This is a genomic window from Pseudomonas sp. JH-2 (genome assembly GCF_036231725.1).
GTDB classification, from domain to species: Bacteria; Pseudomonadota; Gammaproteobacteria; order Pseudomonadales; family Pseudomonadaceae; genus Pseudomonas; species Pseudomonas delhiensis.
Genome location: NZ_JAZAQP010000004.1, coordinates 165,601 through 187,013, shown reverse-complemented (window position 1 = coordinate 187,013; position 21,413 = coordinate 165,601). Strand labels below are relative to the sequence as shown.

The 21,413-nt window shown below is 69.2% G+C and carries 18 protein-coding genes; 1 reads left to right on the top strand and 17 read right to left on the bottom strand.

All coding sequences use genetic code 11. The features are described from left to right. Positions 1–302: 302 nt before the first annotated feature. From VV867_RS04750 to VV867_RS04670, 17 genes are all read right to left on the bottom strand, one after another. Positions 303–821 carry an O-acetyl-ADP-ribose deacetylase gene (locus VV867_RS04750; RefSeq protein ID WP_328565742.1) on the bottom strand — a complete coding sequence of 173 codons (519 nt, stop codon included), beginning with the start codon at positions 819–821 and terminating at the stop codon, positions 303–305. A gap of 46 nt (positions 822–867) precedes the next feature. Continuing rightward, on the bottom strand, positions 868–1,200 hold the full coding sequence (locus VV867_RS04745) for a hypothetical protein (RefSeq protein ID WP_109935218.1): 333 nt from the start codon (positions 1,198–1,200) through the stop codon (positions 868–870). Continuing rightward, the gene (locus VV867_RS04740; protein ID WP_328565741.1) at positions 1,197–2,117 is read right to left on the bottom strand and encodes an alpha/beta hydrolase; all 921 of its coding nucleotides are present in this window, start codon (positions 2,115–2,117) and stop codon (positions 1,197–1,199) included. The genes VV867_RS04745 and VV867_RS04740 overlap by 4 nt, the downstream gene beginning before the upstream one ends. 128 nt (positions 2,118–2,245) lie before the next feature. After that, positions 2,246–3,550 carry a flavohemoglobin expression-modulating QEGLA motif protein gene (locus tag VV867_RS04735; RefSeq protein ID WP_275628911.1) on the bottom strand — a complete coding sequence of 435 codons (1,305 nt, stop codon included), beginning with the start codon at positions 3,548–3,550 and terminating at the stop codon, positions 2,246–2,248. Next, positions 3,547–4,110 (bottom strand): hypothetical protein, encoded by a 564-nt coding sequence (locus VV867_RS04730; protein WP_275628910.1) that lies wholly within the window; start codon positions 4,108–4,110, stop codon positions 3,547–3,549. Before VV867_RS04730 ends, VV867_RS04735 begins: the two co-directional genes overlap by 4 nt. A gap of 53 nt (positions 4,111–4,163) precedes the next feature. After that, entirely contained in the window at positions 4,164–4,877 is a 714-nt protein-coding gene (locus VV867_RS04725; RefSeq protein ID WP_089391517.1) for a TetR/AcrR family transcriptional regulator, read from the bottom strand. A gap of 599 nt (positions 4,878–5,476) precedes the next feature. Then, positions 5,477–6,982, bottom strand: a complete 1,506-nt coding sequence (gene lysS, locus VV867_RS04720; protein ID WP_109935222.1) for a lysine--tRNA ligase — start codon at positions 6,980–6,982, stop codon at positions 5,477–5,479. Between the two features lie 81 nt (positions 6,983–7,063). Continuing rightward, a protein-coding gene (prfB, locus tag VV867_RS04715) for a peptide chain release factor 2 (protein ID WP_109935223.1) occupies positions 7,064–8,159 on the bottom strand; the annotation gives its coding sequence in 2 pieces (ribosomal slippage) (positions 7,064–8,086 and positions 8,088–8,159; 1,095 coding nt in all). A gap of 78 nt (positions 8,160–8,237) precedes the next feature. Next, positions 8,238–9,260: a PleD family two-component system response regulator gene (locus VV867_RS04710; protein ID WP_328565740.1), complete on the bottom strand. Its 1,023-nt coding sequence runs from the start codon at positions 9,258–9,260 to the stop codon at positions 8,238–8,240. Between the two features lie 36 nt (positions 9,261–9,296). After that, positions 9,297–10,304 carry a chemotaxis response regulator protein-glutamate methylesterase gene (locus VV867_RS04705; RefSeq protein WP_109935225.1) on the bottom strand — a complete coding sequence of 336 codons (1,008 nt, stop codon included), beginning with the start codon at positions 10,302–10,304 and terminating at the stop codon, positions 9,297–9,299. 267 nt (positions 10,305–10,571) lie between these two features. Then, entirely contained in the window at positions 10,572–12,836 is a 2,265-nt protein-coding gene (locus tag VV867_RS04700) for a hybrid sensor histidine kinase/response regulator (RefSeq protein WP_328565739.1), read from the bottom strand. Then, positions 12,833–13,501: a chemotaxis protein CheW gene (locus VV867_RS04695; protein WP_109935227.1), complete on the bottom strand. Its 669-nt coding sequence runs from the start codon at positions 13,499–13,501 to the stop codon at positions 12,833–12,835. Before VV867_RS04695 ends, VV867_RS04700 begins: the two co-directional genes overlap by 4 nt. Next, positions 13,494–14,735, bottom strand: coding sequence for a CheR family methyltransferase (locus tag VV867_RS04690; RefSeq protein ID WP_328565738.1), 1,242 nt, complete (start codon positions 14,733–14,735; stop codon positions 13,494–13,496). The genes VV867_RS04695 and VV867_RS04690 overlap by 8 nt, the downstream gene beginning before the upstream one ends. Then, positions 14,732–15,232: a chemotaxis protein CheW gene (locus tag VV867_RS04685; RefSeq protein WP_328565737.1), complete on the bottom strand. Its 501-nt coding sequence runs from the start codon at positions 15,230–15,232 to the stop codon at positions 14,732–14,734. Before VV867_RS04685 ends, VV867_RS04690 begins: the two co-directional genes overlap by 4 nt. Continuing rightward, positions 15,207–16,826 carry a methyl-accepting chemotaxis protein gene (locus tag VV867_RS04680; RefSeq protein ID WP_275628904.1) on the bottom strand — a complete coding sequence of 540 codons (1,620 nt, stop codon included), beginning with the start codon at positions 16,824–16,826 and terminating at the stop codon, positions 15,207–15,209. The genes VV867_RS04685 and VV867_RS04680 overlap by 26 nt, the downstream gene beginning before the upstream one ends. Before the next feature lie 173 nt (positions 16,827–16,999). Continuing rightward, the gene (locus VV867_RS04675) at positions 17,000–17,743 is read right to left on the bottom strand and encodes a YkgJ family cysteine cluster protein (protein WP_109935231.1); all 744 of its coding nucleotides are present in this window, start codon (positions 17,741–17,743) and stop codon (positions 17,000–17,002) included. Between the two features lie 101 nt (positions 17,744–17,844). After that, positions 17,845–18,786, bottom strand: a complete 942-nt coding sequence (locus VV867_RS04670; RefSeq protein WP_275628903.1) for a class I SAM-dependent methyltransferase — start codon at positions 18,784–18,786, stop codon at positions 17,845–17,847. A gap of 213 nt (positions 18,787–18,999) precedes the next feature. Here VV867_RS04670 and VV867_RS04665 point away from each other — a divergent pair, with 213 nt between their 5' ends. Further along, positions 19,000–21,363: a DNA polymerase II gene (locus tag VV867_RS04665; protein ID WP_328565736.1), complete on the top strand. Its 2,364-nt coding sequence runs from the start codon at positions 19,000–19,002 to the stop codon at positions 21,361–21,363. Positions 21,364–21,413 lie beyond the last annotated feature (50 nt).

Here is a 21,413-nt window from a genome sequence, read left to right as displayed (position 1 = left end):
GCAGGGCCCGCTCCTACAGGTTACCGTGCAGCACATATCCCACCGTAGGAGCGGACCTTGTCCGCGATAGCCGGAACCACCGGCGCGCTTCGCGGATAAGATCCGCTCCTACACCGCCCCACCCACACCATTCCCATGTAGGAGCGCGCCCTGCGCGCGATTCGCGGGCAGGGCCCGCTCCTACATTGCCTGCCGGCGAGCATGGCTTTTCGTAGGAGCGAGCTTGCTCGCGAATAAACGCGGTGCCATGCGGTTCGCGAGCAAGCTCGCTCCTACGAAGAGCACCTCGGCGCAGTCGGCGCCTACACGCCACCCCGCAGCAGGCGCCGGTAGAGTTCAGCCATGTCCTCGGCGAAGGGCACCAGCAGCAGGCGTTGCAGGCTGCTGCCGGCGGGGCGCAGGCAGCGCAGTTCGCCGATGGCGATGCTGGCCGCCGCTTCCAGGGGATAGCCGTAGATGCCGCAGCTGATCGCCGGAAAGGCGATGCTTTCCAGCCTATGCGCTTCCGCCAGCGCCAGGCTGTTGCGGTAGCAAGCGGCGAGCAGCTCCGGCTCGCCGTGCCCGCCGTCGCGCCAGACCGGGCCGACGGTGTGGATGACGTGGGCGGCCGGCAGGCGGAAACCGGGGGTGATCTTCGCCTCGCCGGTCTCGCAGCCGCCCAGGGTGCGGCAATAAGCCACCAGCTCCGGGCCGGCGGCGCGGTGGATGGCGCCGTCCACGCCCCCGCCGCCGAGCAGCGAGGCGTTGGCGGCGTTGACGATGGCGTCGATGCGCAGGGTGGTGATGTCGCCCTGCCAGACGTGGATTTCGGGGTTGCTCATGGTCGCGCCCTCCGGGTTGCTCCCAGCCTAGCCCCGAACGCTGCCGTCAGTGCACCTGCTGCGGGGTTTCCTGGCCGGCGCAGCGCACGGCGTGCTTCTTGTTGTCCACCAGCACGCCGGAGAGGCCCTTCTGGGCGGTGTCGAACAGTACCAGCACGCCGTCGATGCATTGCGCGACCTGGGTGGCCGGCTCCAGGGACAACTTCACGTCCTCCCCGGGGATGCTCTTGAGCATGGTGAACTCGGCCAGCAGCAGGGCGTCCTGCTCCTTGGCGAAGTGCAGGTAACCGTAGTACCAGAGGGTGCCGACACTGACGATGATGCTGCCGATGGCGGTGAGGATGTACGGGATCATGTTGCGGTCGGTGCTGGTGGTCATGGCTTGCCCTGGGACTGGCTGGCCGGCTCGGCCGGCGGATCGGTGTTGGGGACTTCGGCCAGGCGGCGCAGGCCGCTGAAATGCTGCGGGTCATCGAGGAAGCGCAGCATCACTTCGCGCCAGGTCGGTTCGCCGAAGGTTTCCACGTGCCCGCCACGGGTCAGCTGGAAGACTTTCGGCGGCCGCGCCGCCTTGTACAGGCTCAGGCCGTTGTCCAGGGGCACGATGGTATCGTCGATGCTGTGAAAGAACAGCACGGGTGCGCCAGAAAGTCGCGGCATGGCGCGGATGGCGCTGTCGCCATCGGGCACCAGCCAGGACAGCGGCACCTGCAGCGGCCAGGTCAGCCAGGCGTTGCCCAGGGTGTAGCGGGCCACCTCGCGGTAGCTGGCCGGCACGCCGTCGAGCACCACCGCCTTGAGCTGCTTCACCCGTTCGGGATGCTGCGCCAGGTAGTGCACGCCCATGGCGCCGCCCAGGCTCTGGCCGAGCAGGACCAGCGGTTTGCCCTGGGCTTCCGGGGCCTTGTCCAGCCAGGCGAAGGCCGCGTCTATGTCGCGGTAGACATCCGGCAGGCGCGGCTCGCCCTGGGAATGGCCATAGCCGCGGTAGTCGATCATCAGCACCTGGTAGCCCTGTTCCGGCAGCCAGAAGGTGCCGCCCAGGTGCCAGGCCATGTTGCCGCCGTTGCCATGCAGGTGCAGCACCGTGCCCTTCACTGGCACGCCCGGCTTGGCCGGCAGCCACCAGCCGGCGAGCTTCACGCCGTCGGCGGTGGTGATGCTGACGTCGCGGTAGTCCAGCTTGGCCCGCTGCGGGGTGATGGCCACGTCGGGGCTGGGGTAGAACAGCAGCGAGCTGCAGCCGCCGAGGAACAGCAGCAGGGACAGCGCGGCGGCCTTGAAGCGGTGGGTCATGGTCGGGTCATCCTTGGGGCCGGGAACGCACGGCTTTTCGTAGGAGCGAGCTTGCTCGCGAATGGGCCCCGCTGCGGAGTCGGTTCGCGAGCAAGCTCGCTCCTACGAAGGGCATTTCGGCGCGGTCCCTAGAGGATATTCGCGTAGTCCGCCTCGATGCGGTCCAGGCTCAGGTGGTTGAGGAAGTTGGAGAAGCACATCCAGGCCGACAGCGCGTTGAGGTCGCGGAACTGCGGCGGCAGGTACTTCGGCGGCACCACCAGGCCCTCGTCGACCAGTTGGCGCAGGGTGCGCATGTCTTCCAGGGTGGCCTTGCCGCAGAACAGCAGCGGGATCTGCTCCAGCTTGCCCTTGCGCACGGCCAGCTGGATGTAGTTGTAGATGAGGATGAAGCCCTTCAGGTACGACAGGTCCTTGGTGAACGGCAGCCCGGCCGGGGTCGAGCCGCGGAACACCCGGCTGGCGTTCTGGTAGCTGCTTTCCTGGCTGTAGCCCTGCTCGCGGTAGAAGTGGAACACCTCGAGGAAGTCCGCGCCCTCCTCGGCCATGTGGATGGCGCGGGTGCGATTGGTCAGTTTGCGCAGGCGCGTGGGGTAGGAGGCGAAGGCGATCACCTCCATGAGGATGGCCAGGCCTTCCTGGGTCACGGTGGAGGACGGCGGGCCCTTGGCCAGGAAGGTGCAGATCGGCTGGTTCTGCCCGTTCAGGGTGGTGCCCACGTGCACCAGGCCCTCGTGGACCTCCAGGGCGCGCACGTCGCGCTCGTTGAACATGGCGTCCGCCCGCACCTTGATGTAGTCGGCGCCGGCCGCGGCGTCGGCGACTATGCCGTCGGACTCGAACACGCGGATGGTGTCCTCGGCCTCGCCGAAGGTCTTGTTCAGGCGCTCCTGCAGCATGGCCACCGCTTCCTTGGCGGTGAGGGTCTTGGGCTCGTCCTTGAGGTCGCCGCGGTCGGCGATGTTGTTCAGGTAGTCCGAGAGCATCAGGCCGAGGTCGGCCAGGGTCGGGTCACCGGCGTGGAAGGCGTCGGAGGCCGAGCCGTAGAGCTCCTGGGAGATCAGCCCGAAGTCCTGGGTGCCGCGCGCCTCGAGCATGCGGATGACCATGCGGTACTCGCGGCACATGCGCCGCATGATCTGCCCCACCGGGTTGAACTGGCCGAGCTGGCGGGTGATGTCGCGCTCCAGGTTCTGGAATTCCTGCTTCTTGGCATCGCCGTCGAAGGCCAGCGGGCGGCCGTCGTAGTAGCCGCGGTCGACCTTGGGCGCATGCTTGCCGCGGCCCTTGAGGAAGTCCGCGCGCACGCTGTCGTCCCACTTGATGGCGTCGAGCACGCGGATCGGCGTCTGCGCCTCCACCAGGCGGTCGGACAGGCCGCGGATGATCTGCTGGTACTCGCTGGGCGTGGCCTTCTTGCGCCGCGGGTTCATGGGCGTTCTCCCGGAGTCACTCGCTGGAAGCGTAGCGCTTCGCTGAAGACTTCGGCGTTGGCGGGGTCGTCCAGGTAGGCCAGGACGTCGCCCAGGGGGCTGGCCACCAGGGCACCGGCGCCCTGCTCGCTGTCCACCTTCTGGCCCTGCAGGGTGCCCTTGGCCATGGCCTGGAGGATTTGCTCGACGTCCAGCGAGTAGACCACCAGCTCGTCCTTGTCGGTGATCTCGAAGCCGGCCAGCACGTAGTTGCCGCCCTGGCTCTTGGGCAGCCCGGCGGACAGGTACCAGCGCTGGCCGTGGTGAGCCACGGTGAAGGGCAGGTCTTCGGCGCTGTCGGTGTTGCCGCTGTCGTCGTAGTAGCTGAAGGCGCGGTACAGGCCCTCGCCGGTGCGGCTGATCTCGAGGAACTGTTCCTCGCCGTACTCGTCGATCCGCGACCACTGGCCGAGCAACTGCGTGGGCGCGGCCTCCTTCGCCGGGATCGGCTCCTTGAAGGTCACCAGGCAGCCGCCGAGCAGGAGGATGCTCAACAGCAGCAAGGCGCGCCAGGCTTTCATCGAAGTCTCCTCAGGGGCCGCGGGCGGCACGCCATATGGGGTCGTCGGCGGGCTCAGAGGCCCAGCACCAGGTACAGGTAGCGGGTCAGGATGGCGCGCATCTCCACGGTGTCCAGGTGCTCCACGCCATCCAGCAGGCCCTGATACTCCATCTGCAGGATGATGGCCGTCAACACCTTGGCATCCTGTTCCGGCTGCTGCGAGCCGAGCACCTCGAAGAAGTGCACCACGCCCAGGGAGAGGATGCGCCTGTGGCTCTGCGCCAGCTGTTCCAGGCGCGGGTTGAGCAGCGCCTCCTGGCGGAACGCCTGCTCGGCCAGCAGGTGCTCGCGGCGCTCGGTGAGCTGCACGCGCACGTACTGGATGGCCAGCTCGGCGATGCGGTCGGCCAGCTCGCGGCGCGCCTCGGGGCTGCCGGTGAGGCCGGCGGCCAGGGCCTGCAGGTCGCCCTCGACGCTGGCCCAGAAGGCCGACAGGGCCTCGGCGCTGCGTTCGACGAAGAGCGCGAAGGTGTCGGTGATGAGGTCGTCGATGTCCTTGAAGTAGTAGGTGGTGGCCGACAGCGGCACGTCCGCCTCGGCCGCCACCGCCCGGTGGCGCACGGCCCGCACGCCCTCGCGGACGATGATGCGCATGGCCGCGTCGAGGATCGCCTGGCGGCGCTGCTCGCTGCCCTGGCGGGCGGCCTTGCGGCCCTGGTACCGGACACTCTCGGCCACCGCGCTGGCGGCCTGGGCGGCGCTGTCTCTGGGAACTGCTCGGGGCACGGTGTTTCCTCCGCTCGCGGGCGATGGCGCATTGTTCGGGCTTTTGCGCGGGGAATCAATTGGTGGCCCGCTGGCGGATGGAGAGGCGGGTTTTGTAGGAGCGCTCGCGAACGAGTCACCCGGTAACTCTGTTATTGCGCCGACCTCCGTTCCCTCTCCCTAACCCTCTCCCTGAAGGGAGAGGGGACCGTTCGGTGTGCTTGGATGTTTTGGAGTCAGCCGGCAACACGGAGGGTTTCCGGCTGAAACCATTCCCTCTCTCGGCACGGACAAGCCCCCTCTCCCTTCAGGGAGAGGGCTGGGGAGAGGGCGCTCTCAAACCCAGCGCCCAAATCCCCGGCAAGCACCGTTCGCGAGCAAGTTCGCTCCTACGAAGAGCCTTGCCCTCGGGCACGAAAAAGCCGCCCTAAGCAGGCTGTGTGAAAACCTCAGGATCGGTCCCGCTGGTTAAAAAACAACCTGGATTTCGCGTTTCTACGTGGATTCTGGATTGGCTGAATAGCCAAGCCTCTTCAGATTTCACGTAGGAACGCGCTCTTCGAAGAGCCGCTCGGTTTTTCACACAGCCTGTAAGGCGGCTTCTTCTATTGCTCCAGCGCTTACGCCTGCGGGCGCATGTGCGGGAACAGGATCACGTCGCGGATCGACGGCGAGTTGGTCAGCAGCATCACCAGGCGGTCGATGCCGATGCCTTCGCCGGCGGTGGGCGGCATGCCGTATTCCAGGGCGTTGATGAAGTCGGCGTCGTAGTGCATCGCCTCGTCGTCGCCGGCGTCCTTCTCCTTGACTTGCAGCATGAAGCGCTCGGCCTGGTCCTCGGCGTCGTTCAGCTCGGAGTAGGCGTTGGCGATCTCGCGGCCGCCGATGAACAGCTCGAAGCGGTCGGTGACGCTCGGGTCCTGGTCGTTGCGGCGGGCCAGCGGGGAGACCTCGAAGGGGTACTGGGTGATGAAGTGCGGCTGTTCCAGCTTGTGCTCCACCAGCTCCTCGAAAATCATCACCTGCAGCTTGCCCAGGCCTTCGTGGCCGAGGACCTTGGCGCCGGCCTGCTTGGCGATCGCGCGGGCCTTGTCGACGTCCTGCAGGTCAGCCGCGGTGATGTCCGGGTTGTACTTGAGGATGGCGTCGAACACCGACAGGCGGGCGAACGGCTCGCCGAAGTGGAAGACCTTGTCGCCGTAGGGCACGTCGGTGGTGCCGAGCACCGCCTGGGCCAGCTCGCGGAACAGCTCCTCGGTCAGGTCCATGTTGTCTTCGTAGTCGGCGTAGGCCTGGTAGAACTCGAGCATGGTGAACTCGGGGTTGTGCCGGGTCGAGACGCCTTCGTTGCGGAAGTTGCGGTTGATCTCGAAGACCTTCTCGAAGCCGCCGACCACCAGGCGCTTGAGGTACAGCTCCGGGGCGATGCGCAGGAACATGGCCATGTCCAGCGCGTTGTGGTGGGTGGCGAAGGGCTTGGCCGCGGCGCCGCCGGGGATGGTCTGCAGCATCGGGGTTTCCACTTCGAGGAAACCGCGGTCGCTGAGGAAGCGGCGGATGTGGGCGATCACCTGGGAACGCACGCGGAAGGTGTGGCGGGTTTCCTCGTTGACGATCAGGTCGACGTAGCGCTGGCGGTAGCGCTGCTCGGTGTCGGTCAGGCCGTGGTGCTTGTCCGGCAGCGGGCGCAGCGACTTGGTCAGCAGGCGCACGTCGTGCATGTCGACGTACAGGTCGCCCTTGCCGGAGCGGGCCAGCACGCCTTCGGCGCCGATGATGTCGCCCAGGTCCCAGGTCTTGATCTCGGCCAGGGTCTCTTCGGGCAGGGTCTTGCGGTTGACGTACACCTGCAGGCGGTCGCTGCTGTCCTGCAGGACGATGAAGGAACCGCGGTTGAGCATGATGCGACCGGCGACCTTGACCGGGATGGCTGCGGCTTCCAGCTCTTCCTTGGTCTTGTCGGCGTACTGTTTCTGCAGGTCCGCGAAGTAGCTGTCGCGGCGGAAGTCGTTGGGGAAGGCGATGGCCTTGGCCTCGCGCACGGCGGCAAGCTTTTCCTTGCGCTGGGCGATCAGCTTGTTTTCTTCCTGCTGCAGTTCGTGCTGGTCGAGTTGTTGGTCGCTCATGGTCGTTCTATCTGCCTGGCGTATCTTCAATTTGGGTTTGTGGCGGGAACGGGCGGTCCCGTTCCCGCGAGGCGGGACGGGTCAGAGGCCCTGTTTCAGGCTGGCTTCCAGGTACTCGTCCAGGTCGCCGTCGAGCACCTTGTCGCAGTCGCTACGCTCGACGCCGGTGCGCAGGTCCTTGATCCGCGACTGGTCGAGCACGTAGGAGCGGATCTGGTGGCCCCAGCCGATGTCCGACTTGCTGTCTTCCAGGGCCTGGGACGCCGCGTTGCGCTTCTGCATCTCCTGCTCGTACAACCGGGCCCGCAGCATCTTCATGGCGGTGTCCCTGTTGGCGTGCTGGGAGCGTTCGTTCTGGCACGCCACCACGGTATTGGTCGGCACGTGGGTGATGCGCACCGCCGAATCGGTGGTGTTCACGTGCTGGCCGCCGGCGCCGGAGGAGCGATAGGTGTCGATGCGCAGGTCCGCCGGGTTGATCTCGATCTCGATGTTGTCGTCGATCTCGGGCGACACGAACACCGCGGTGAACGAGGTGTGGCGGCGGTTGCCGGAGTCGAACGGGCTCTTGCGCACCAGGCGGTGCACGCCGATCTCGGTGCGCAGCCAGCCGAAGGCGTACTCGCCCTTGATGTGCACGGTGGCGCCCTTGATGCCGGCGACCTCGCCCTCGGACAGTTCGACGATCTCGGCATCGAAGCCGTGCTTGTCGGCCCAGCGCAGGTACATGCGCAGCAGCATGTTGGCCCAGTCCTGGGCCTCGGTGCCGCCGGAGCCGGCCTGGATGTCCAGGTAGGCGTTGTTCGGGTCCATCTCGCCGCTGAACATGCGGCGGAATTCCAGCTTCTCGAGGATCTCGCGCAGGCGCTCGACTTCGGTCGCGACGTCGTTGACGGCGCCTTCGTCGTTTTCCTCGACCGCCATGTCCAGCAGGTCGCTGGAGTCGGCCAGGCCACCGGTCAGCTCGTCGAGGGTCTCGACGATCTGCGCCAGGGTGGCGCGCTCGCGGCCCAGGTTCTGGGCGTATTCGGGGTTGTTCCAGACGGCCGGGTCTTCCAGCTCGCGGTTCACTTCGACCAGACGATCATGCTTCAGATCGTAGTCAAAGATACCCCCGAATGGACTGGGTGCGGTCGGAGAGGTCCTTGATGCTGTTGAGGATCGGGTTGATTTCCATGACGGTCAGCACTCACGGGTAATGGCGTGGAAAAACCCGGAAGTATACCCGAGAAAGCCGCCCGTGGGCGGCTATGCGTCAGCCGGTCGGGCCGCCGTCCACCCCGACCTGGTTGCGCCCGCCGTGCTTGGCATTGTAGAGCGCGCGGTCGGCGTGCTCGATCAGCCGCAGGCAGCTTTCGCCCTGCCCCGGGGTGAGGGTCGCCACGCCGACGCTGACCGTCAGCACCGCGCCGGAATCCGGCTCCTCGTGGGCGATGCCCAGGGCCTGCACGGTCAGCCGCAGCTTTTCCGCCAGCAGCCGCGCGCCGCCCGGCGAGGTGCCCGGGAGGATGATGGCGAACTCCTCGCCGCCGTAGCGCGCCGGCAGGTCGGAGGAACGCGCGCAGCTCTCGCGGATGGTGCCGGCGACGCGGCGCAGCGCCTCGTCGCCGGCGACGTGGCCGAAGGTGTCGTTGTAGGCCTTGAAGTGGTCGACGTCGATCAGCAGCAGCGACAGCTGGCTCTGCTCGCGCAGGGCGCGGCGCCATTCCATTTCCAGGTACTCGTCGAAGTGCCGGCGGTTGGACAGCCCGGTGAGGCCGTCGGAGTTCATCAGGCGCTGCAGCACCAGGTTGGTCTCCAGCAGCTTCTGCTGGCTCTCGCGCAGGGCGCGGTAGGCCTCGTCGCGCTGCTGCAGGGCCAGGTAGGAGCGCGAGTGGTAGCGCACCCGCGCCACCAGCTCGATGGCGTCGGGCAGCTTGACCAGGTAGTCGTTGGCCCCGGCGGCGAAGGCGGCGCTCTTGACCTGCGGCTCCTCCTTGGTCGACAGGACGATGATCGGGATGTCCCGCGTCTGCGGGTGGCGGCGGTACTGGCGCACCAGGTCGAGGCCGTCGGTGTCGGGCATCACCAGGTCCTGGAGGATCACCGTCGGGCGGATCTGCAGGGCCTGCTCGATGGCCTGGGTGGCGTCGGAGCAGAAGTGGAAGTCGATGCTGCCGTCGTCGGCCAGGGCGCGGCGCACGGCCTCGCCGATCATGGCCTGGTCGTCGACCAGCAGGACCATGACCGCGGTGTCGTCCGGGGTGATCAAGGGCTTCTCGCTATGGTTGGGATTCATCGTCGTTCTGGCGCCGCTGGCGCTCCCTCCGGAATGTCAGCCGTACAGTTCGCCCAGGCGCCGGGCGATATCGCCCAGGGCGCGGATCTCGGTGGCGGCGCCGATCGCCGCGGCGGCCTTGGGCATGCCATAGACTGCGCTGCTGGCCTGGTCCTGGGCCAGCGTCAGGAAGCCGCGCTCGCGCATGTGCTTGAGGCCCTGGGCGCCGTCGCGGCCCATGCCGGTGAGCAGCACGCCGGTGGCCTGGCCCACCCAGTTGTCGGCCACGCTGTCGAAGAACACGTCGATCGAGGGCCGGTAGATGTGCCCGCAGGGTTCGGCGGTGTAGGCCAGCTCGCCGTTGCGTTGCAGGCGGATGTGGTCGTTGGTGCCGGCCAGCAGCACGCAGCCGGGCTGCGGCACCTCGCCGTTGCGCGCCAGGCGCACCGGGATGCTGGCCTGGCTGGCCAGCCATTCGGCCATGCCGGCGGCGAACACTTCGTCCACGTGCTGCACCACCACCATGGCCGCGGAAAAGCTCGCCGGCAGTTTGCCCAGCAGTTCGGCCAGGGCCGCCGGGCCGCCGGCCGAGGCGCCCACGGCCACCAGGCGGCGGGCCTTGGCGGGGTTGTCGCGCACGGCGACCTCGCTGCGCGGCCGGGCATTGCCCGGGGCCGACAGCCAGGCCAGGTTCTGCAGCTTGCGCAGCAGCGGGCGGGCCGCCTCCAGGGAGTCGCCGACGCCCAGCGCCGGGGTGTTCACCGCGTCCACCGCGCCGCAGCCCATGGCCTCGAACACCCGCGAGAGGTTCTGCTCCAGGTCCACGGTGACCACGATGATGGCGCAGGGCGAGGCGGCCATGATCCGCCGCGTGGCCTCGACGCCGTCCATCACCGGCATCAGCAGGTCCATCAGCACCACGTCGGGGGTCTGCGCAGCGCACATCTCCACCGCCTCGGCGCCATTGCCGGCCACCCAGAGCACGCGGTGCGAGGGTTCGAAGGCCAATGCGCGGCGCAATGCTTCCACGGCCAGCGGCATGTCGTTGACGATGCCAATTCTCATCTTAGGGTCGGCTCCCGTTTCGGCGCGAGCCGCGTTGCCGCGACAAATCACGCCAGGCTAGGCGCGGGACGCAGGCAATGGTCGCTCCCTTGGCAAGTCCCGCAACGACGCATGGCGTGATTTGCCGCGCAACCCGAAGGGACGGGCCGCATTTTGCGCAGCGCCGCGTTACTCGTCGTTCATTTGGAATAACCAAACCTCTCTCCTCGCGCCTTGCTCTGCGCAAAATGCGGCTCCGTCGCGGCCGCGCCGAAACGGGAGCCGACCCTACGCACCTCCGATCAGATCGACCACCGCATCCAGCAGGGCCTCGTCATGGAAACTGGCCTTGGCCAGGTAGTAGTCGGCGCCGGCATCGAGCCCGCGGCGGCGGTCCTCCTCGCGGTCCTTGTAGGACACGACCATGACCGGCAGGGCCTGCAGGCGGGCGTCGCGGCGGATCAACCCGACCAGTTCTATACCGTCCATGCGGGGCATGTCGATATCCGTGATGACCAGGTCGAAACGCTCCGAGCGCAGGGCGTTCCAACCGTCCATGCCGTCCACCGCCACCGCCACGTCGTAGCCGCGGCCGGCCAGCAGCTTGCGCTCCAGTTCGCGCACCGTCAGCGAGTCATCCACCACCAGCACGCGCTTGCGCAGCATCGCGCCCTGGCGGTTGCCGGCGTCGATGCGTTCCAGGCGGCCGCTGGCCAGCAGCTTGTCCACCGAACGCAGCATGTCCTCGACGTCGAGGATCAGCACCGGGGTGCCATCGTCCAGCACGGCGCCGGCGGACACGTCCCGGACCTTGCCCAGGCGCGCGTCCAGCGGCATCACCACCAGGGTTCGCTCGCCGATGAAGCGCTCCACCGCCACGCCGTACAGGGTGTCGCGCTCGCGGATCAGCACCAGCGGGATGTCGCCTTCCGGCGCACGGCCTTCCGGGCGCTGCAGCAGCTGGTGCGCCGCCACCAGGCCGACGTGCCGGCCCTCGTGCCAGAACTGCTGGCGGCCCTCGATCTGCACGATCTCCTTCACCGCCAGGCTGCGCATGCGCTCGATGTGCGCCAGGGGGAAGGCGTAGGCCTCGCCGCCGATCTCCACCACCAGGCTGCGCACCACCGAGAGGGTCAGCGGCACCTCGATGTGGAAATGGCTGCCCTGGCCCTGCACCTGCTCCATGCGGATGCCGCCGCGCAGCTGGCGCACCATGTGCTGCACGGCGTCCAGGCCGACGCCGCGGCCGGAGACCTCGGTGACCTGCTCGCGCAGGCTGAAGCCGGGCAGGAAGAGGAAGGCCAGCAGCTCTTCCTCGGACATCCGCGCGGCGGTGTCCGCGGTGGACAGGCCGCGGCGCACGATGCCTTCGCGCAGGCGCTGCAGGTCGACGCCGGCGCCGTCGTCGCGCAGGTCCAGCACCAGCATGCCGGCATGGTGCCGCGCCAGCAGGCGGATCAGCCCCTGCTCCGGCTTGCCGGCCCGGCGCCGCGCGTCCGGCATCTCGATGCCGTGGTCGACGGCGTTGCGCAACAGGTGCGTCAGCGGCGCCTCGAGTTTTTCCAGGACCTCGCGGTCCACCTGGGTGGACACCCCGTCCACCTCCAGGCGCACCGGCTTGCCCAGCTCGCGGCCGAGGTCGCGGACCATCCGCGCCTGGCCGCCGAGCACGTCGGCGAAGGGCCGCATGCGGCAAGCCAGGGCGCTGTCGTAGAGGGTCTGGGCGCGCTGCGAGGTGGTCCAGGCGAATTCGTCCAGCTCGGCCATCTGTTCGCCCAGCAGTTGCTGGCATTCGCCCACCAGGCGCCGCGCATCGGCGAGGAAGGCCTGGGCCTGCGGGTCGAGGGTGGCGCCGGCGGCGTCGCGGGCGCCGTCGAGCAGGCGGCTGGCGGTGGCCTGCAGGCGCTTCAGGCGCTGCATCGAGGCCAGCTGCGGTTGCAGGCGCTGGGAATCGACCAGGGCCTTGCTGGACAGGTCGAGCAACTGGTTCAGGCGCTCGGCGGTGACGCGCAGCACCCGCCCCGTGCCCTCCTCGCCCGGGCTGCGCGGGTTCGCGACTGCGGCCGGTTCGGGCGGCGGCTCGGCGGCCTCGGGCGGCTGCGGCACCGGCGGCGCGGCTTCGGCGGGAGCGGGCGGCGCCTTGGCTTGCGCCGGCTCCCCGCCCAGCAGGCCCTGCAGGCGCAGCACCAGGTCCGGCACCGCCGCGCGCGCCGCGGTGGCCCGCTCGGGCTGGACGTCGGCGATGTGCAGCAGGATGTCGGTGCCGGCCAGCAAGGCATCTATATGCTCCGCCCCCAGCAGCAGGCGGCCGTCCTGGGCGGCCACCAGGCATTCCTCCATGACGTGGGCCACTTGCACGCCTTCGTCCAGGCCGACGATGCGCGCGGCGCCCTTGAGCGAATGCGCGGCGCGCATGCAGGCTTCCAGCTGGGTGGCCTGGCGCGGCTCGCGCTCCAGCGCCAGCAGGCCCTGGCCGAGGGCCTGGGCCTGGGCTTCGGCCTCCAGGCGGAAGAGCTCCAGCAGCGAGGCGTCCTTCATCTGCTCGGGGGTCATGCCAGGCTCCGGGCGGCGGCGGCCAGCAGGGCCTGGTGGTCGAGCAGGCGCACGCTGCGCTCGCGCCACTTCAGCACGTCATGGGTGAAACGGCTGCCGGCCGCCGCGGCGGCGCGCGCCTGGCCCGGCGCCAGCGGGTGGATGCCGTCCACCTCGTCCACCGGCGTCAGCACCGGCCCGCTGTCGGTGGCCAGCACCAGCATGCGCGGCCGGCGGCGCCCCTCGTCCTCGCGCGGGGCGGAGGGCGCCAGGCCGAGCAGTTCGGCCAGCGACAGGCAGGCGACGAGGGTGCCATGGACGTTGGCCACGCCCAGCAAGACCGGCGAGCGCTGGTGCGGCAGCGAATGCACCGGGCAGTTCGGCGCCACCTCCGTCAGCGCCAGGGTGCGCAGGGCCAGCCACTCCTCGCCGATGCGGAACAGCAGGTAGGCATCGCCCGGCGGCGCCTCCTCGCCGACGCTGGCGACATGCTCGCTCTCCGAGCCCAGGGCGTAGCGGTCCAGCAGGCGCACGGCGGCGCTGGCATGGACCGGGCAGTTGCGGCAGTGGATGTGCTCGGCCAGCCGCGGGCAGGACTTGTCGCCGCGGATGCCGATGCGGTTCCAGCAGTCGTCCACGGCCTGGCCGGCCGCCTCGGGGTGCAGGTGGTAGCGCTGCTCAGGCATCGCGCTTCACTCCTCGCGCGGCGCGCTCCTGCAGGCGCCGCGCACCTTCCAGGTCGCCACGTGCGGCCAGCAGGGCGGCCAGTTGCAGCAGGCTCTCCTGGTGGTCGGGCTGCAGGTACAACGCCTTGCGGTAGTAGCCCTGGGCCTGTTCGCCCTGCCCTTCGGCGTCGGCCAGCAGGCCCAGCCAGTAATAGGCCTGGGCCGCCGGGCCGTGCTGGGCGAGGTAGGCCTCGCAGGCGGCGCGGGCCTGGGCCGCCTGGCCCTGGTTGGCCAGTTGGGCGATTTCCGCCAGGCCCTGTTCGGCGCCGCTCGGCACCGCGGCCGGCACCGGCCTGGCCGGCGCGGGTGGCGGCGTTCGCCGTGGCGATGGGCGTGGCGACACGGCCACCGGCGGCGGGCGCGGGGCGCTGCGCGGCCTGGGCGCCGGCGCTTCGGGCTCCGCAGCCATGCGCAGGAAGGCGAAGGATTGCGGCACGCCCAGCGCGCGCAGCCCCGTGCGCGACATCAGGCTGGCCTCGGCCGGGCCGATGAACAGCGCGCCGTCCTCGCGCACCAGGCGCAGCAGCACCTGCACGGCGCGTTCCTGGGTGTCGCGGTCGAAATAGATCAGCAGGTTGCGGCAGAACAGGAAGTCGTAGGGCGATTCCTCGGCCAGCAGGCCGGGCGCCAGCAGGTTGCCGCGGCGCAGGCGCACGCGGCGGCGCACCCGTTCGTCGAGCCGGTAGTCGGGCCCCTCGGCGTGGAAGTAGCGGTCGCGGAAACCCAGTTCGCTGCCGCGGAACGAATTGCGCCCGTACATGCCATGGGCCGCGCGCTCCAGCGAGGCCGGGCTGACGTCCAGGGCGTCGATCTGGAAGGCCGCCTCCGGCAGCCCGGCGTCGAGCAGGGCCATGGCGATGGAGTACGGCTCCTCGCCGGTGGAACAGGGCAGGCTGAGCAGGCGCAGCGGCCGCGCGCCGGCCAGTTCCAGTTGCCGGCGCAGGGCCAGGCGGCCGAGGGCGGCGAAGGATTCGGGGTAGCGGAAGAACCAGGTCTCCGGGACTATCACCGCCTCGATCAGCGCCTGCTGTTCCTCGGTGGAGCCCTGCAGGCGCTGCCAGTAGGCCTCCAGGTCGCCGCCGCTGGTGCGGTTGGCGCACTGGCGCACGGCGCGGGCGATGACCGCATCGCCCACCGACTCCGCATCCAGGCCGATGCGTGCCTTGAGCAACTGGCTGAAACGGGCGTCGCTCATGGCCGTTCACCTTCGGCCAGGAGCCGCTCGCGCACGTGCTCGGGCAGCAGTTCGTCCACCTGCACGCGTTGCAGCAGGCCCTCGGCGTCTTCCAGCACCGGCCCCAGGTAGCGGGCCTCGCCGCGCTCCAGGCCGTAGTCGCGGAAGGCCGCCGGGTCGCGGCGCAAGGTCTGGCTGGCCTGTTCCAGGATCAGCCCCAGGCGCCGCTGCGGGCCGCTGCCGGCGAAGCGGTAGTCGACCAGCACCAGGCGCGTGCTGGTGTGCCGCGGCGCCGGGCGGCCGCAGGCGATCTGGCTGAGGTCGAGCACCGGCAACAGCTCGCCGCGGTGGACGAACAGCCCGGCCACCCAGGCCGGCGCCTCGGGCACCTGCTTGAAGCGCTGCAGCGGCAGGATCTCGACGATCTCGCGCACGTCCAGCGCATAGCGGTCGGCGCCCAGGCGGAACTGCAGGTAGAGCCGCCCGCCGGCCTCAGACCTTGAAGCGGGAGACGCCATTGCGCAGTCCATTGGCCACAAGGTTCAGCTCGTCGATGGCGAAACCGGCCTGGCGCAGCGACTCCACGGTCTGCCCGGTTGCCTCGCCCAGTTGCACCAGGGCCTGGTTGATCTGCTCGGCGCCGGTGGCCTGCGCCTGCATGCCTTCGTTGACCATCTGCACCCGCGGCGCCAGGGCCTGTACCTGCTGGATGATCTGCGACAGTTGCTCGCCGACCTGGCCGACCTCGGCGATGCCGCGGCGCACTTCCTCGGAGAACTTGTCCATGCCCATCACCCCGGCGGACACCGCCGACTGGATCTCGCGGACCATCTGCTCGATGTCGTAGGTGGCCACCGCGGTCTGGTCGGCCAGGCGGCGCACCTCGGTGGCCACCACGGCGAAGCCGCGGCCGTACTCGCCGGCCTTCTCCGCCTCGATGGCGGCGTTGAGCGACAGCAGGTTGGTCTGGTCGGCGACCTTGACGATGGTGGTGACCACCTGGTTGATGTTGCCGGCGCGCTCGTTGAGGATCGCAAGCTTGGCGTTGACCAGCTCGGCGGCGCCCATCACCTGGTGCATGGTCTCTTCCATGCGGGCCAGGCCCAGCTGGCCGGAGCCGGCCAGGGTGGAGGTCTGCTCGGCGGCGCTGGACACCTCGGTCATGGTGCGCACCAGGTCCCGCGAGGTGGCGGCGATCTCCCGCGAGGTGGCGCCGATCTCGGTGGTGGTGGCCGCGGTCTCGGTGGCGGTGGCCTGCTGCTGCTTGGAGGTGGCGGCGATCTCGGTGACCGAGGTGGTGACCTGGATGGCCGAGCGCTGCGCCTGCGCCACCAGGGCCTTGAGTTCCTCGGCCATGCCGTTGAAGCCGCTCTCGATCACCCCGAACTCGTCGTTGCGCGCCAGCGCCAGGCGCGCGGTGAGGTCGCCGCCGCTCATGGTCTGGAGGGTCTTCACCACCTGCTCCACCGGGCCGGTGATGGCGCGCATCAGCAGCAGGCCGAGGACGCCGGCGGCGAAGATCGCCAGCAGCAGCGAGACCAGCATGGTGACCTCGGCCACCTCGACCTGGTGGACGATGCCGATGGCAGCGGAATCGGCGATCTGCTTGTTCAGCGAGATCAGCTCGTTGAGCGTCTGCCGGCCCTTCTCCCAGGCCGGCAGCAGTTCATTCAGCAGGGCGCGGCGGGCGGCCTCGTGATCCTTGTCGTAGAGGTCCAGCAGTTGCTCCAGCTGCCCGTGGAAGTCCACCGCCTGCTGCTTGTAGCGGTTCAGCAGCTCACGGTCGGACGACTCGTGCACGGTGGATTCATAGGCGGCGATGCGCTGCTGCAGGGTCTCGTGCAGCTCGCGGAAGCCCTGGCGGCCGGCGGCATCCAGCGGCTTGCCGTCGCCCAGGCCGACCAGCGCCTGGGTGCGCAGCATGGTGTCGGTCCAGGACGAACGCACCGTGGTCAGGGCATAGGTGCCCGGCATGGCGTCGGAGCTGACGCGGCGCGAATCGCGCTCGACGGTGAGCAGGGTGATGTAGGAAACCACCACCATCAGCAACATGATCGCGATCACGACCGCGAAGCTGGCCAGGATACGTCGGCGGAGCGTCCAATTCTTCACAGCAATCCCCTGGTGGTGGCCGGCTATCTGACAGGCAAACCTTCAGATGAAGGCTGATCGGAGTCAGCCTTCTCTTCAGTTCTAGCGGAAAAACGCCGCATATATTATCCGTAACGGCTAATTTTCGGCGTCATTATTCCGAAGCGACTAATACCCGGCCAGCCCCTCCCCCATCAGGCCGCGCGCAGGGGAATGAAGGCGCAGTCGTCGGCCAGCAGCGCGGCGATCATCGCCCCGGTTTCCGCCAGTTGGCGGGCCAGGTCGTCGGTGGAGACGTGCAGCTGCCAGTCCGCCGCGGAACTGGCCGGCGCCTGCGCGCGCACCGCGTCCAGGGCCGCGAGGAAGGCCTTGCGCTGCGGCAGGTAGGCGGTGAAGCCGTCGCCCTTGAGCGCCGAGACGCTGATGCCCAGGCGTTCGCAGATGGCCGCCTTGGCGGCGATCTCCTCGCGGTCGGCCTGGCGCGAACGCTCGATCAGCGCCGCCAGCTCGGTGTCCACCAGGCGGCCGCCGACGATCAGCTCGGGGCCCTCTTCCCAGACCTGCGGCGGACAGTCCTTGGCCTCCGCGCGCAGGGGGATGTGCGGGTTGATCTCCATGGGGTAGATGCGGCACACCAGCGGCCGCCGCTCGTAGATGCCGCAGCGCATGTCGCTGCCCAGGTGGCGGCAGGCGCCCTGGTTGAAGGCGGCAAAGGTGATCGCCAGGTGCGCCCGGGTGCTGCCGCAGCGCACCGGCAGCGAACGCCGCAGCACGTGCTCGCGCTGCTCATCCGGCAGGCTGGCGCCATCGTCCAGCACCGCCTCCAGCAGGACGATCAGGCTGCCGCCGTCGGCCACCCAGTCGCGGGATTCGTCGAGGGTCAGGGGTACGTGGTGGTCATGGCAGCATTTGCCGCAACCGTTGCAGGAAAAGCGCATGGGATTCGCTCCGTGGCCAGGGGGTGACGGAAAACCGGCGTTTTCCGTGCCATGGCCGATGCGGAGCAGATTGTGTGCCAGGTGTTGCCCGGGGGCGGGGCTCAGCCCGCACGGGCGAACACCAGCGCCTTGAGCGCCGCGTCCGCATCGACGTCGGCGAACTCCGGCGGGTTGTCCAGCCGCTCGACGAAGACCAGTTCCGGCGCCTCGGCCGCCATGCCCTCGATGAGGAAGGCCGGGGTCACGGACGGATCGTTGACGCAGGCCAGCACCCGGCCGCCGGGGGCCAGCAGCTCGGGCAGGCGACGCAGGATGCGCGGGTAGTCCTTGCCGAGGGCGAAGCTGCCCTTCTGGAACGACGGCGGGTCGATGATCACCAGGTCGTAGGGGCCGCTCTTCTTCACCTTGCCCCAGGACTTGAACAGCTCGTGGCCGAGGAACTCCACCCGCGACAGGTCGTGGCCGTTCAGCCGGTGGTTGTCGCGCCCGCGGCTGAGCGCGGCGCGTGCCATGTCCAGGTTGACCACGTGCTCGGCGCCGCCGGCGATGGCCGCCACCGAGAAGCCGCAGGTGTAGGCGAACAGGTTGAGCACCCGCTGCCCGGCGGCCCGGGCCTGCACCCACTGGCGGCCCAGGCGCATGTCGAGGAACAGCCCGTTGTTCTGCTTGCGCCCCAGGTCCAGCAGGTAGCGCAGGCCGTTCTCGCTGACCACGCGTTCCTCCGGCACCTCGCCGAGCAGGGCCTGCATGGCGCTGTCCGGACGGTAGCGGTGCTGCAGCAGCAAGGCCTCGGCGCCGCTGGCGCGCCATTGCGGCGACTCGCCGAGGCTCAGCAGCAGGCGCTCCAGCGCCGCCAGTTCGGCGGCTTCCGGCTCGCGGAACAGCGACACCAGCAGCACGCCCTGCAGCCAGTCGGCGGTCAGGTGCTCCAGCCCCGGCCAGCGCCGGCCGCGGCCGTGGAACAGGCGGCGGACCTCGGCGGGCGGCGCTTCCAGCGCGGCCAGCAGGTGTTGCAGGAGGACATCGAGGGCTTGGGCGTTCATGGCGACGGGGCGGAAGCGGCGAAAGGGGGCGCCATTCTGGACAGGATCGGTGCAAAAGAGAATCGCCGGGCGGCTCTTCGCAGGATGGGTTGAGCCTCGGCGAAACCCATGCGGCCATGGCGATGGGTATCGCTTCGCTCAACCCATCCTACGACGGTGCTTGGTCCGGACCTGTAGAATGAACGCCTGAAAGATTCTTCCCAGGGGTTCCCGGTGGCAGCACAACACGGCTTCGTCCTCACCCGGCATTGGCGCGACACGCCCGCCGGCACCGAGGTGGAGTTCTGGCTGGCCACCGACGCCGGCCCGCGCCGGGTGCGCCTGCCGCTGCAGACCTCGGTGGCCTTCCTGCCCGCCGCCCAGCGCGAGGCGGCGCAGCGCCTGTTGCAGGGCGAGGCCGGCGTGGAGCTGCGCCCGCTGCAGCTGCGCGATTTCGAGCAGCGCCCGGTGCTTGGCCTGTACAGCCGCCAGCACCGCCAGCTGATGGACCTGGACAAGCGCCTGCGCGGCGCCGGCATCGAGTTGCTGGAAGCCGACATCCGCCCGCCGGAGCGCTACCTGATGGAGCGCTTCATCACCGCGCCGGTGACCTTCGACGGCGAGCCCGACGCCGACGGCGTGCTGTGCGAGGCCGTGCTCAAGCCGGCGCCGGACTACCGGCCGCAGCTGAAGCTGGTGTCCCTGGACATCGAGACCGACATCCACGGCAACCTCTACTCCATCGCCCTGGAGGGCTGCGGCCAGCGCCAGGTGTACATGCTCGGCCCGGCCAACGGCGACGCCAGCTGGCTGGACTTCGACCTGGCCTACCGCGACAGCCGCGGCGAACTGCTGGAAAGCCTCAACCAGTGGCTGGCCGAGCACGACCCCGACGCCATCATCGGCTGGAACCTGGTGCAGTTCGACCTGCGCGTGCTGCGCGACCACGCCCAGCGCCTGAAGATCCCCCTGCGCCTGGGCCGCGGCGGTGACGAGATGGGCTGGCGCCAGCACGGCAGCGGCAGCAACCACTACTTCGCCGCGGCGGCCGGACGGCTGATCATCGACGGCATCGAGGCGCTGCGCTCGGCGACCTGGAGCTTCCCCTCCTTCAGCCTGGAAAGCGTGGCTCAGACGCTGCTCGGCGAAGGCAAGGCGATCGACAACCCCTACGACCGCATGGCCGAGATCGACCGCAAGTTCGCCGAGGACAAACCGGCCCTGGCCCACTACAACCTCAAGGACTGCGAGCTGGTCACGCGCATCTTCGCCAGGACCGAGCTGCTGCACTTCCTGCTCGAACGCGCCAGCGTCACCGGCCTGCCCGCCGACCGCAGCGGCGGCTCGGTGGCGGCCTTCACCCACCTGTACCTGCCGCCCATGCACCGCCTGGGCTTCGTCGCCCCCAACCTGGGCGGCAAGCCGCCGGAAGCCAGCCCCGGCGGCTTCGTCATGGACTCGCGGCCGGGCCTGTATGAATCGGTGCTGGTGCTGGACTACAAGAGCCTGTACCCGTCGATCATCCGCAGCTTCCTGATCGACCCGGTGGGCCTGGTGGAAGGCCTGGGCCAGCCGGACGACGAGCACTCGGTGGAAGGCTTCCGCGGCGCCCGCTTCTCGCGCACCCGGCACTGCCTGCCGGCCATCGTCGAGCGCGTGTGGCAGGGCCGCGAGGCGGCCAAGCGCGAGGGCAACAAGCCGCTGTCCCAGGCGCTGAAGATCATCATGAACGCCTTCTACGGCGTGCTCGGCTCCAGCGGCTGCCGCTTCTTCGATCCGCGCCTGGCCTCCTCCATCACCCTGCGCGGGCACCAGATCATGCGCCGCACCCGCGAGCTGATCGAGGCCGAGGGCCAGCAGGTGATCTACGGCGACACCGACTCCACCTTCGTCTGGCTCGGCGGCGCCCACGCCGAAGCGGACGCCGAGCGCATCGGCCGCGCCCTGGTACAGCACGTCAACCAGTGGTGGAAGCAACACCTGCGCGAGGAATTCGGCCTGGAAAGCGCCCTGGAGCTGCAGTACGAAACCCACTACCAGCGCTTCCTGATGCCCACCGTGCGCGGCGCCGAGGAAGGCAGCAAGAAACGCTACGCAGGCCTTGTGCGCCGCGCCGACGGCAGCGAGGAGATGGTCTTCAAGGGCCTGGAGACGGTGCGCACCGACTGGTCGCCGCTGGCCCAGCGCTTCCAGCAGGAGCTGTACGAACGCATCTTCCGCCGCCAGCCCTACCAGGACTACGTGCGCGACTACGTGCGCCGCACCCTGGCCGGCGAGCTGGACGACCTGCTGGTCTACCGCAAGCGCCTGCGCCGGCGCCTGGACGACTACGAACGCAACGTCCCGCCCCACGTCCGCGCGGCCCGCGCCGCCGACGACTACAACCAGAGCCAGGGCCGCCCGCGGCAGTACCAGCACGGCGGCTGGATCAGCTACCTGATCACCGTGGCCGGCCCCGAGCCCCTGGAAAACCGCAGCGCCCCCATCGACTACGAGCACTACCTGACACGCCAGCTGCAACCGGTGGCCGACGCCATTCTGCCCTTCGTCGGGGATGACTTCGGGCGGCTGATCGATCGGCAGATGGAGTTGTTCTGAAGGCCTGAAAAGAATGGCCCCTCGATTCACATCGAGAGGCCTTGTCGCAA

Coding starts and splice junctions, on each gene's coding strand:
- VV867_RS04750 (WP_328565742.1), bottom strand. CDS start 821: ATGAGCAACCCCGAAATCCACGTCTGGCAGGGCGACATCACCACCCTG.
- VV867_RS04745 (WP_109935218.1), bottom strand. CDS start 1,200: ATGACCACCAGCACCGACCGCAACATGATCCCGTACATCCTCACCGCC.
- VV867_RS04740 (WP_328565741.1), bottom strand. CDS start 2,117: ATGACCCACCGCTTCAAGGCCGCCGCGCTGTCCCTGCTGCTGTTCCTC.
- VV867_RS04735 (WP_275628911.1), bottom strand. CDS start 3,550: ATGAACCCGCGGCGCAAGAAGGCCACGCCCAGCGAGTACCAGCAGATC.
- VV867_RS04730 (WP_275628910.1), bottom strand. CDS start 4,110: ATGAAAGCCTGGCGCGCCTTGCTGCTGTTGAGCATCCTCCTGCTCGGC.
- lysS (WP_109935222.1), bottom strand. CDS start 6,982: ATGAGCGACCAACAACTCGACCAGCACGAACTGCAGCAGGAAGAAAAC.
- VV867_RS04710 (WP_328565740.1), bottom strand. CDS start 9,260: ATGAATCCCAACCATAGCGAGAAGCCCTTGATCACCCCGGACGACACC.
- VV867_RS04705 (WP_109935225.1), bottom strand. CDS start 10,304: ATGAGAATTGGCATCGTCAACGACATGCCGCTGGCCGTGGAAGCATTG.
- VV867_RS04700 (WP_328565739.1), bottom strand. CDS start 12,836: ATGACCCCCGAGCAGATGAAGGACGCCTCGCTGCTGGAGCTCTTCCGC.
- VV867_RS04695 (WP_109935227.1), bottom strand. CDS start 13,501: ATGCCTGAGCAGCGCTACCACCTGCACCCCGAGGCGGCCGGCCAGGCC.
- VV867_RS04690 (WP_328565738.1), bottom strand. CDS start 14,735: ATGAGCGACGCCCGTTTCAGCCAGTTGCTCAAGGCACGCATCGGCCTG.
- VV867_RS04685 (WP_328565737.1), bottom strand. CDS start 15,232: ATGGCGTCTCCCGCTTCAAGGTCTGAGGCCGGCGGGCGGCTCTACCTG.
- VV867_RS04675 (WP_109935231.1), bottom strand. CDS start 17,743: ATGCGCTTTTCCTGCAACGGTTGCGGCAAATGCTGCCATGACCACCAC.
- VV867_RS04670 (WP_275628903.1), bottom strand. CDS start 18,786: ATGAACGCCCAAGCCCTCGATGTCCTCCTGCAACACCTGCTGGCCGCG.